The following is a 10,032-nucleotide window of genomic DNA, read 5'->3' as shown; positions in this document are numbered from 1 at the left end:
CCAGTCGATGCTGGAAATCGAAACCCCTCTTGAGCAAAGGAACCCCATCGTGGCTGACATTGTTATCTCTTCCAGCAAGGAAGAAGCCGAGAAGCATACCCAACCCGCGGCCCACGAGTGCGCCTGCGGCGATCATGATGCCGAACTTCCGGAGCTTGACGCCCGGGCCATCCCGCACGCGATCCGCCACGCCACGATCTTTGGAGCACTGGATTCCCTCGCCGTGGGCGGCGGCCTGGTCCTGGTGGCCCCGCACAACCCGCTGCCGCTGCTGGACCAGCTCGAGGGCCGGGCGCCCGGCGCCTTCGAGATCAGCTACCTCGAAGAGGGGCCGGAGGCCTGGCGCCTGCAATTGGTGCGCAAGGCCTAGAAAACCTCGGGGAAGACTCGTGGGGCCCGGCCGAGACGGCCTGGCCCCACGAGTCCTTGCCTTGGCACGTCCGACATCGGAGCGCCCAACATGGCCTGCGCTACTGCCCGGCGGTGCCCGGTCCGGCGATGTTGACCATCCAGTCGACACCGAACTTGTCCGTCAGCATGCCGAACCAGTCGCCCCAGGGCGCCTGGGCCAGCGGCTCGCCGATCTTGGCTCCGTCGCTGAGCTTGTCCCAGTAACCTGTCACTTCTTCCTTGTCGTCGCCGCTGAGGGTGACGGAGATGGCGGTTCCTCCCTTCCATTCCATAGAGGCAGGGGTGTCGGCCGCCATCAGGTTCAAGCCGTTGGGAGCACGCAGGTGCCCGTGCATGATCTTGTTGTTGTCGTCCGGATTGTCCGTCTTGGCGAACTCGAAGTCCGCAAAGGGACGCAGGTCCAGCTCGCCACCGAAGACCGACTGGTAGAACTCGAGCGCGGGACGCGCCGTGTCACGGAAGCTGATGTAGGGATTGAGGATCGTGCCCATGGTGTTCTCCATCGTTTGGCGGGGTTCAACAACTAGCAATTCTGCCCGGCACACCCGCTTCCGGGAACCCTTGCGGGTGGATGTTTGCCGGGAATTCGCCGGGAAACGGGCAGGCGCGAATGGTGGCACGGCCCAGCCCGCCTCGAAGCCGGGCCTCGCGGCGGTCGCACCGATGCCGCACCACGGGAAATCCCGCGGCAACAAGGACGTCGAAGCGGAAAATCGCTACTAAAATGAATGACATGACTTCACCGTTTTCCGATTCCCTTCCCGACCCGGGATCGGCCACCGACTCCACCGCACTTGATCCGCTGATCGAGGATGTGGAAAAAGAGTTCTCCATGATGGTCGTCAAGGCGCGCCAGGCCATCCGCAGGCGCGCCGCTTCCATCCACCCGGAGCTTCAGCCCTTGGGCTACAAGGTGCTCTCCATCCTGGCCCGCGAGCAGGCCCAGCAACAGATCATCCTGGCCGAGGAACTCCAGGTGGACAAAGCCACCATGAGCCGAATGATCAAGTGGCTGGAGGCCAAGAAACTGGTCACCCGTGTCCCGGATCCGAACGACGGACGGGCCATGCTGGTCAGCATCACGAACACGGCCCGTGCCGGGGTGATCGCCTCGAGCGCTGCCTCGCGCCAGCTGCTGCGCAACAGGCTGATCTCCTGGGAGCCCGAGGAAATCAAGCGCTTCACGGACCTGCTGGCCCGGCTCAACGCCAACGACCAGCCGCAACACGGCAAATAATTTGACTCCATGGATTTACCGGCCCCGGCCCTTCACACCGAAGGGCCGGGGCCGCTGCTTTTGGCAGAGCCCAGATGGATATTCAATGCCGGGTCGGGAACCGGAAACGCAGTCAGGCGCTTCGAAGGTTCTTCAACGAATTGCCCGGAATCACCGTTCACGTTCGCCAGGATGCCGTATCCAGTGAACCCGGCAGGCACTTGTTCGATCAATCGGCACTTTGCCGTGACGAATTGTTAAGCACCCGTCTTGCCTCGGCGGCGCGGATTCGGGAAGACTCATCAGCAGAATCACGAGCTCCAATCATTCACGGCCCTGGCCGATTGGACCGCAACCCTCTTCGTCATAGCGGGGTGCTCCAGGTGACGATTCGACGCCGCCCAACCGGGCCGGCGTAAGTATGGCGTCGTGCAAGCGCATGCGCCAGCCACGAAAGGATCCGTTTCCCATGTCCGAAACCCTGATCGAAGAAACCCTGGAATCGGTTCGCGCCGAAAAGCTCACCGCCGCCGGCAACGCCTGGGGCGAGCGCATCGCCGCCAACACCGCCAGCGCGGCGCTCACCTTCAAGACCAGCGGCGTGTCCACCGGATCGGTCTCCAGCGAGATCACCGCCGGGAAGCACCGTTTCATCGTCGACGAGCCCGAGGCCCTGGCCGGGGACGACGCGGCCGCCAGCCCCGTCGAGTTCGCCTTGGGTGCGCTGATCTCGTGCCAGGTCGTGGTCTACCGGCTCTACGCGCACCAGCTTGGCCTGAAGATCGACTCGCTGGAGATCAACGCCGAGGCGGACCTGGATGTGCGCGGGCTGTTCGGCATCGAGAAGACCATCCGCCCCGGCTTCGGCGAGGTCCGCCTCACCGTGAAGATCCAGGGCCCGGAAACCCGCGAGCGCTACGAGGAACTGCAGGCGGCCGTGGATGAGCACTGCCCGGTGCTGGACATCTTCACCAACCCGACGCCGGTGAGCGTCGAATTGGTCACCGCAAGCTAGCACGACCATGATCCGGCCGCGGGCCGGTGCCGATCGAGGGGATCGACACCGGCCCGCGGTTTTTGGTTTCCGCCCCCGGACCCGGGTGCGCTATCCCGCGATTGAGGTGATCTCGTTGGGCACCTCGGGCAGGCCCACGGTGCCGGACACCTTGCCGGTCTGCAGATCCACGAGGTGCAGCTGCTTGCTTGCCGGCTCGGTGACGTAGGCGATAGAGCCGGAAACGTGAACCGTCGGGCGCGGCTGCTGCCAGTCGAGCGGCTCCTCCCACGCCTCGACCACCGAGATGGCCCGCTTTTCCTTGCCCGTCTTCACGTCGTAAGCGTGCAGCTTGCCGTCGGTGCCCAGCAGCAGTGCGTCGCCCGAGGAGCTGCGGGCCAGGGAGCGGAACGAATAGCTGTAGTCGATGTCGATGAGCTTCAGGGAATTGGTAGCGGTGTCGGTCAGCGAGAAGGTGCGCGGGCGTTCGAGCTCGGCTTCCTTGTCCGTTTTGTAGTCCCCGAGCACCACGGACGAGGCCTCGGACCCGGTCTGGTTGCCAATCCGCCCGTACGCGTCCGGGGCATCGAGTTTGGCGATCTTTTCGCCCTTGATGACCAGGATGCCGTCCTCGCAACCCACCACCATGGCCTCGTCCTTGGCGACCGCCTCGCCGTGGACACCCGGGCACTGTGTGGACTCGGCCACCGTGGTGCGTCGGTGCCCGGCGTCCGGGGCGGAGAGCAGCTTCACCGCGTTGACGGCCTCCGCATTACCGTCGGTGACCATCAGTGTCCCGTCCTCGCGCCGCACGGCCACGCCGTGGTGGGCTTCGGGCAGTGCCACGTCGTCGGTGCGCGGCAGTTCATGGTTGGCGAGCTTGGTGGATTCGAAGATATTGATCTTGCCGGTGGCGTCGTCGAAGAGGGCGGTGTGCCCGGCATGGACCACCGCGTGCCCGGGCTTCCCGGCCGGGAACACCAGCTCGGTCAGCGAGGGTTCGGAGGTGTAGCGATGCGAGTGTTCCCCATGCTTCTCGGACCAGGCGCCGGCATCCAGGACCTTGAATCCCCCGGCGGTGGAGACGAGCACCCGGCGGCCGTCGCCGCCGGGATTGACGCGGTTGAAACCCGCAAGCTTGTGGTCCGAGAGCACCGCTCCATCGCGCGCATCGGCAACCAGCAGTCCCCCATCGTAGGTCAGCACGAGCCGCGGCGTCGCGGAGCCTGCCTCGGACACCGCCGGGACAGGGTGCGATGGCACCTGCTCGGCCCCGGGTGCGATGGAACCGCATCCGGCCAGCAGCGTCCCGGTGGCGATGAGTGCCAGGGCACCGACCCGGTTGCGCCACCAACGGGTGGCGGTTGGTGCATGGGGCGTGGTGCGTGTTTTTTGTTGCGACATGGCGATAACGGTAAGTTAAATGAGAATGATTCGCAACAAGGAAGCCGGCAAGATACAGACCGCGCCTCTTTCCGCGTCGTGGCTGGTCAACGTCGCATCGGGCCGCACCCCGCGGAACCCGGGAGCGGTCCGGGCCCGGTCCATCACCCGGGCAATCGTCAAAGAACCCTTTCACTTGAAGGTTCCGCTCGGTAGTATCAGCCCCACGTGCCCACGGCCGGCGCCATCGGCCGGGAACACGCCACTCGTCCGTCACTTTTCTTGAGGGAGAACCACGTGTCCGAGAAACATCAATTGCGGCGCAATGCCCTGGTCGCAGCCGCAACACTCACGCTCATGGCATCAACAGCTGTCGCCGGGCCAGCCACGGCCGCGCCGGCGGATCCAAACGCACAGGGGCAGGCCAACAAGCAGGAAAACGCACCGTCCACCACCATCGAGCTGGTGGGCATCAACGACTTCCACGGCCGCATCGAGGCCAACGGCGCCGAGGCCGGCGCGGCGGTGCTCGCCGGAGCCGTGAAGGACTACAAGTCCAAAAACCGCAACACGCTCTTCGTCTCGGCGGGCGACAACATCGGCGCCTCCACCTTCACGTCCTTCTCCCAGCAGGACGACCCCACCATCGACGCACTGAAGGCCGCCGGGCTTGACGCCTCCGCGGTGGGGAACCACGAGTTCGACCGCGGGTTCGACGACCTGCTCAACCGGGTCATCCCCCGCTACGGGAACGGCGACGCGGCGGCCGGGGCCGACTACGCGCTGGGCGCCAACGTCTACCTGAAGGGAACCAAGACCCCGGCCCTGAAGGAATACACGCTGCGGAAACTCAACGGCGTCACCGTCGGGCTGATCGGCACCGTGACGGACCAGACCGCCTCGCTGGTCACCCCGGCAGGCATTTCCGGGCTCGACTTCGGCGACCAGGTCGAGGCGGCCAACCGGGTCGCCGCGCAGCTGTCCGACGGGGACAAGTCCAACGGCGAGGCCGACGTGCTGGTGTTGCTCACCCACGAAGGCTCGTCAAGCAGCAATTGCGCCTCCATCGGCACCGAGGACACCTCGTACGGGGACCTGGTCCGCGAGGCCTCCGGCGAGATCGACGCGATCATTTCGGGCCACACCCACATCGGCTACTCCTGCGCCTACCCCGTGGACGGCTGGGCCAAGGGGCTTGAGCGCCCGGTGCTCCAGGCACATCAATACGGCACCACGCTGGACACCTTGAAAATCACCGTCTCCAAGAAGCACAAGCAGGTCACCGGCCTTGAAGGCGGGCTGATCTCGCTGACCACCATCGCCTCCGACGGCACCACGGTGCCGCGCTTCGAGGCCGTGCCCGAGGTCGCCACGATCGTCGAGGCGGCCAGCAAGCAGGCCGAGGTCGTCGGCGCCCAGAAGATCGGCAACATCAGCGCCAACATCCTCCGCGGCGGAACCAATGGCTCGGACCGCGGCGTTGAATCCTCCTTGGGCAACCTGGTGGCCGACATGCACCTGTGGGCGACCTCCAACGAGAGCTTCGGAGGCATCCCGGCACAGATCGCCTTCATGAATCCCGGCGGCCTGCGCGCGGACCTGCTCTACGGCACGGACGGAACCGTGACCTACAAGGACGCGGCATCGGTGCAGCCCTTCGGCAACACGCTGTTCACCATGGACTTGACCGGTGCACAGATCAAGTCGGTGCTTGAGGAACAGTGGCAGCCCGACGGCGCGAGCCGGCCCAAGCTGCACCTGGGCATCTCCGGGGGCTTCAGCTACACCTACAGCCCGAATGCGGCGCGCGGGCAGCACATCATCTCGATGAGCTACCAGGGAGAGCCGATCGCCAACGACGCGGTGTTCCGCATCGTCACCAACTCGTTCCTGGCCACCGGCGGAGACAACTTCTTCACCTTCGCCCAGGGCACCAACGTGGCAGACTCGGGCCAAATCGACCTCGTGGCTGGCATCGAGTACTTCAAGGCACACCCGATGGTGGATCCGGCACCACTGGGCCGGGCCCAAATCGCCCAGTAGGCAGGGCAGCCAAAGCGGCCTTCCGCACAGCGAGCGGAAGGCCGCTTTTGCGTGCCGGGACCAGTCGGCACGGCCGGGTCGCGGGCGCCGCCCGCCGACAGGGCCCGACGGTTGGCTCGATTCCTCCTTTGTGACAATTTCGCGTCATAATAAGACGAATCCACATCTTCAAAAGTGGTGTCGCCTTCAGCGCAATGGCCCCCTGGCCGGTGGGTGAAGGCGGCGCATGGGAGTCCGCCAGGCTCCAGGTCAAGGACCGCGGCATGGTCTTGATCCAGTTAGACCATCCGCCGGGAAGCCGTCTGTGCATCAGCAACGCTGTGTCTTGGGACACGCAAGAGTAAGACCACTCATTCCATCATCTGTGGCTCATCGCCCCGGATTCGCACCACGGCAGCTCGTGCGATATCGTCCACCGGCCTCCAAAACTGCGTATTCTCCTGCTTTCGCCACCGATCACACGGCCGTCATGGGCGCATTGCCCGGGCCTGTGCCGATAGCACCCCACGGCGCGCTTGTGAGCCGGGTCGCATCGAAACCCCTTGGTGGTGTTGCATGACATCCATGAGCAGAACATCCGTAGAACCCATGGCCGCCGCAACGGAGCACCGGCCAACCTCCCCCACCACGGGCTCCGGCTCCGACCCCGCCAAGAACGACAACGAACTCAAGCGCGGACTCAGCAGCCGGCACCTGCAGATGATCGCCATCGGCGGTGCAATCGGCACCGGGCTGTTCGTCGCCTCCGGCGGCACGATCTCCCAGGCCGGCCCCGGCGGCGCATTGGTCGCCTACGCATTGGTCGGCCTGATGGTGTTCCTGCTGATGCAGTCCCTGGGCGAGATGGCGGCCAAGATCCCGGTCGCCGGTTCCTTCCAGACCTTCGCCACCCGATTCGTCTCCCCCTCCTTCGGGTTCGCGATCGGCTGGAACTACTGGTTCAACTGGGCCATCACGGTGGCCGCCGAACTGGTCGCCGCGGGCATCATCATGGACTTCTGGTTCCCGTCGGTGCCCGGCTGGGTCTGGGCCGGGGTGTTCCTTCTCGTGCTCACCGGCCTGAACGCCCTGTCGGCCAAGTCCTTCGGCGAGTCCGAGTTCTGGCTCTCGCTGATCAAGGTCGCCGCCGTGGTGCTGTTCCTGATCGCCGGCGTGCTGATGATCTTCGGCATCCTCGGGGACAACTCCCCCGGGCTGAGCAACTGGCAGAACCGCGAGGACGTCTTCCACGGCGGCTGGGTCTCGATCATCTCGGTCTTCATGATCGCCGGCTTCTCCTTCCAGGGCACCGAGCTGGTCGGCGTTGCAGCCGGCGAGGCGAAGAATCCGCGGCGCGAGGTCCCGCGGGCCATCCGCACCGTCTTCTGGCGCATCATGCTCTTCTACATCGGTGCGATCTTCATCATCGGCTGCCTGGTCCCGTTCACCGACCCGAGCCTGCTGGCCTCCGGCGAGGCCGACGTCGCGGCGTCCCCGTTCACCCTGGTCTTTTCCCGCGCGGGCATTGCCTTTGCCGCGGCGCTAATGAACGCGGTCATCCTCACCGCCATCCTGTCGGCCGGCAACTCCGGGCTGTATGCCTCCACGCGCATGCTTTACTCCATGGCCCACGACGGCAAGGCACCGAAGATCTTCGGGCGGACCAACTCGCGCGGCGTGCCGATCCCGGCGCTGCTGGCCACCGCCGCGGTGGGACTCTTCGGGTTCCTCTCGGCCATCGTCGGACAGGGCGCCGCCTACGCCTGGCTGCTGAACGTCTCGGGGTTGTGCGGCTTCATCGTCTGGGCAGGCATCGCGATCTCGCACTACCGCTTCAGGCGCGGCTTCCTGGCCCAGGGCAACAAGACCAGCGACCTGCCCTACCGTGCCGCGCTCTTCCCCATCGGCCCGCTGCTGGCCTTCGCGGTGCTGATCCTGGTGATCGCCGGGCAGAACTACGAGGCGGTGCTTGCCGGGCGCGGCATGGAAGTGCTCTCCTCGTACATCGGCCTGCCGATCTTCCTGGGCCTGTGGCTGGTCCACCGACTGGTCACCAAGTCCAAGGTCGTTCCGCTTCTCGAGATGGACCTGACGGCACCCCAGGACGTCGAGGACGAGCTCGCTTCCCAGCGCTGAGCAAGCAGGTTTCCGGCGGGCTATTGGACGCGCTGCACGACCGCCCGCCGGTAGCCACTGGCCACCACGCCGAGCCAAAGCATCACGCCGGTGACCCCGATGAGCAGCACCAACGGCACGGTCCAGGAACCGGTGAGCGAATACAGCAGGCCCATGCCGAAAGGGCCGCTGGTGGCCACCAGGTAGCCGAGGGACTGGGCCAGGGTGCTCATGGCGGTGGTTTCCTCGGAGCTCTCGCCGCTGAAGGAGATCACCAGCAGCACCAGCGGGAAGATCGAGAACCCGATGCCCAGCACCACCGCGCACAGCCAGGCCAGCGACAGCGGCAGCCACACCAACCCGGCCAGGCCCGCGGCCGCGGAGATCGAGGTCAGGAAGAATGCCCCGCGGAGCATGCCGTGCTTGTTCACCAGCCACAGGGAGAACATCGTGGCCGGGATCGACATCACCTGCAGCACACCCAGGATGACTCCGGCATCGGCCGCGGCCATGGACCGGGAAATCAGGATGGTGGGCAGCCAGCTCATGATGGCGTAGGCCAGGATCGCCTGGGCGCTGAAGAGCCCGGTGATGACCAGGCCGCGCTTGGTGCGGATCAGCGAGAACGGGCTGATGCCCGACGTGGCCGGTGCGCCCGGGCGGTCGGCGCGGGCCATGAGCATGAAGGGCAGGAATGCCAGCGCCGCGGCGGCCGCAAGGATGCTCCAGGTGGCAAGGCCCAGCGTCGGGGAGCCCGCGGCCAGGGCCAGCGGAACGCTCAGCGCCGAGGCCGCGGTGGCCCCCAGCGACATGGTGATCGTATAGAGCCCGGTCATCAGCGATGTCTTCTGCGCGAAGTTCTCCCGGATGAACGAGGGCATGGAGACGTTGCACAGCGCCAGTCCGCACATCGCCGCCACCGTGCCGGCCAGCAGCGCCCAGGTGGTGGGCAAGGCGCGGAAGGCCAGCCCCGCGCTGAGCAGGCAGAGGGCGAAGAGGATCGTTCCGCTCAGGCCCAGGCGCCGGGCCAGCCAGGCGGTGCTCAACCCGGCCGCGGCGAAGACCAGGGTGGGGATCGAGGGCAGCAACGCCGCGACGAACGCCCCGTAGCCCAGGAACTCCTGCAGGTCCAGGAAGAGCGGTGCTGCGCTGGTGATCCCGGCGCGCAGGTTCAGGCCGATCAACACCACCGCCAGGATCGAGAGCACCATGAACCCGCGCGGTTGGGTACGTTGCTGTTGGGGCTTCGAGTCGGGGGGCTGCATGCTCACAGGTTACGGGGTGCCACCATGGCGGAGCCAATGGCATCGGGCCATGTCGGTCCCTGTTACGACGCCATCGCTGCGGCAACGGCGCGGCTATCGGCACACGCTTGGATTTCGCATTCATCAACGGCCAAGACGCGCCAGGCGTACGCCCCCTACGATGGAAAACAACCCGGGCATCCGCATACGGGGCCGCACCTGATTGAAAGGCTCGATCCACATGCTGATTCCCGCAATGGTCTTCGGGACCCTGGCCGCCGCCATCCACCTCTACATCTTCGTCCTGGAATCATTGGTGTGGGACCGCCCGGCCACCCGCAAGGCCTTCGGCATCCGCACCGACGCCGAGGCAACGGCCACCAGGCCGATGGCTTTCAACCAGGGTTTCTACAACCTGTTCCTGGCCATCCTGGTGGCCCTTGGCATGGTCCTCTACCTGGCCGGCAGCACCGTCGCAGGGGCAACCTTGTTCTTCGCCGGGACCGGCTCAATGGTTGCCGCCGGGTTGGTGCTGCTGCTCTCCTCCCCCAAGCTGGCCAAGGCCGCATTCGTCCAGCTCACGGCTCCAGCGCTGGGAATCATTTTCGGCTTATTCGCCTTGACCCCTTGATAGAGGCGCCCAGTCC

General features: G+C 65.8%; 10 protein-coding genes and 1 riboswitch. Of the genes, 7 read left to right on the top strand and 3 right to left on the bottom strand.

All coding sequences use genetic code 11. The features are described from left to right. The first annotated feature begins 49 nt into the window (after positions 1-49). Positions 50-370, top strand: coding sequence for a DUF2249 domain-containing protein (locus JOF46_RS06395; protein ID WP_209906556.1), 321 nt, complete (start codon positions 50-52; stop codon positions 368-370). A 100-nt stretch (positions 371-470) separates the two neighbouring features. On the opposite strand, the gene JOF46_RS06390 is transcribed toward JOF46_RS06395, so the two are convergent. Beyond that, positions 471-902: a VOC family protein gene (locus JOF46_RS06390; protein ID WP_209906555.1), complete on the bottom strand. Its 432-nt coding sequence runs from the start codon at positions 900-902 to the stop codon at positions 471-473. Between JOF46_RS06390 and JOF46_RS06385 the strand changes: the two genes are divergently transcribed. The 3 genes from JOF46_RS06385 (at position 901) to JOF46_RS06375 (ending at position 2,642) form a co-directional block, all read left to right on the top strand. Next, positions 901-1,134: a hypothetical protein gene (locus tag JOF46_RS06385; RefSeq protein ID WP_209906554.1), complete on the top strand. Its 234-nt coding sequence runs from the start codon at positions 901-903 to the stop codon at positions 1,132-1,134. The two genes, JOF46_RS06390 and JOF46_RS06385, sit on opposite strands and share 2 nt — an antisense overlap. Before the next feature lie 10 nt (positions 1,135-1,144). Beyond that, the gene (locus JOF46_RS06380) at positions 1,145-1,648 is read left to right on the top strand and encodes a MarR family winged helix-turn-helix transcriptional regulator (protein ID WP_209906553.1); all 504 of its coding nucleotides are present in this window, start codon (positions 1,145-1,147) and stop codon (positions 1,646-1,648) included. A gap of 288 nt (positions 1,649-1,936) precedes the next feature. After that, positions 1,937-2,055, top strand: a riboswitch (SAM riboswitch). A gap of 41 nt (positions 2,056-2,096) precedes the next feature. Next, positions 2,097-2,642, top strand: coding sequence for an OsmC family protein (locus JOF46_RS06375; RefSeq protein WP_209906552.1), 546 nt, complete (start codon positions 2,097-2,099; stop codon positions 2,640-2,642). A gap of 90 nt (positions 2,643-2,732) precedes the next feature. Here JOF46_RS06375 and JOF46_RS06370 read toward each other — a convergent pair whose 3' ends face one another. Next, entirely contained in the window at positions 2,733-4,025 is a 1,293-nt protein-coding gene (locus JOF46_RS06370; RefSeq protein WP_209906551.1) for a hypothetical protein, read from the bottom strand. A gap of 276 nt (positions 4,026-4,301) precedes the next feature. Between JOF46_RS06370 and JOF46_RS06365 the strand changes: the two genes are divergently transcribed. After that, positions 4,302-6,047, top strand: coding sequence for a bifunctional metallophosphatase/5'-nucleotidase (locus JOF46_RS06365; protein WP_209906550.1), 1,746 nt, complete (start codon positions 4,302-4,304; stop codon positions 6,045-6,047). Between the two features lie 588 nt (positions 6,048-6,635). Beyond that, entirely contained in the window at positions 6,636-8,162 is a 1,527-nt protein-coding gene (locus tag JOF46_RS06360) for an amino acid permease (RefSeq protein ID WP_425355078.1), read from the top strand. 20 nt (positions 8,163-8,182) lie between these two features. Here JOF46_RS06360 and JOF46_RS06355 read toward each other — a convergent pair whose 3' ends face one another. After that, on the bottom strand, positions 8,183-9,406 hold the full coding sequence (locus tag JOF46_RS06355; RefSeq protein ID WP_245348028.1) for an MFS transporter: 1,224 nt from the start codon (positions 9,404-9,406) through the stop codon (positions 8,183-8,185). A 220-nt stretch (positions 9,407-9,626) separates the two neighbouring features. Here JOF46_RS06355 and JOF46_RS06350 point away from each other — a divergent pair, with 220 nt between their 5' ends. After that, complete coding sequence (locus tag JOF46_RS06350; protein WP_209906549.1) at positions 9,627-10,016, top strand: DUF1304 domain-containing protein; 390 nt, start codon at positions 9,627-9,629, stop codon at positions 10,014-10,016. Positions 10,017-10,032: the final 16 nt, after the last annotated feature.

The organism is Paeniglutamicibacter psychrophenolicus (assembly GCF_017876575.1).
In the GTDB taxonomy this organism is placed as follows: Bacteria; Actinomycetota; Actinomycetes; order Actinomycetales; family Micrococcaceae; genus Paeniglutamicibacter; species Paeniglutamicibacter psychrophenolicus.
The sequence above is the reverse complement of the archived record's forward strand: the minus strand, read 5'-3'. Positions and strand labels throughout refer to the sequence as shown.

Coding starts and splice junctions, on each gene's coding strand:
- JOF46_RS06350 (WP_209906549.1), top strand. CDS start 9,627: ATGCTGATTCCCGCAATGGTCTTCGGGACCCTGGCCGCCGCCATCCAC.
- JOF46_RS06380 (WP_209906553.1), top strand. CDS start 1,145: ATGACTTCACCGTTTTCCGATTCCCTTCCCGACCCGGGATCGGCCACC.
- JOF46_RS06355 (WP_245348028.1), bottom strand. CDS start 9,406: ATGCAGCCCCCCGACTCGAAGCCCCAACAGCAACGTACCCAACCGCGC.
- JOF46_RS06385 (WP_209906554.1), top strand. CDS start 901: ATGGTGTTCTCCATCGTTTGGCGGGGTTCAACAACTAGCAATTCTGCC.
- JOF46_RS06390 (WP_209906555.1), bottom strand. CDS start 902: ATGGGCACGATCCTCAATCCCTACATCAGCTTCCGTGACACGGCGCGT.
- JOF46_RS06370 (WP_209906551.1), bottom strand. CDS start 4,025: ATGTCGCAACAAAAAACACGCACCACGCCCCATGCACCAACCGCCACC.
- JOF46_RS06360 (WP_425355078.1), top strand. CDS start 6,636: ATGGCCGCCGCAACGGAGCACCGGCCAACCTCCCCCACCACGGGCTCC.
- JOF46_RS06375 (WP_209906552.1), top strand. CDS start 2,097: ATGTCCGAAACCCTGATCGAAGAAACCCTGGAATCGGTTCGCGCCGAA.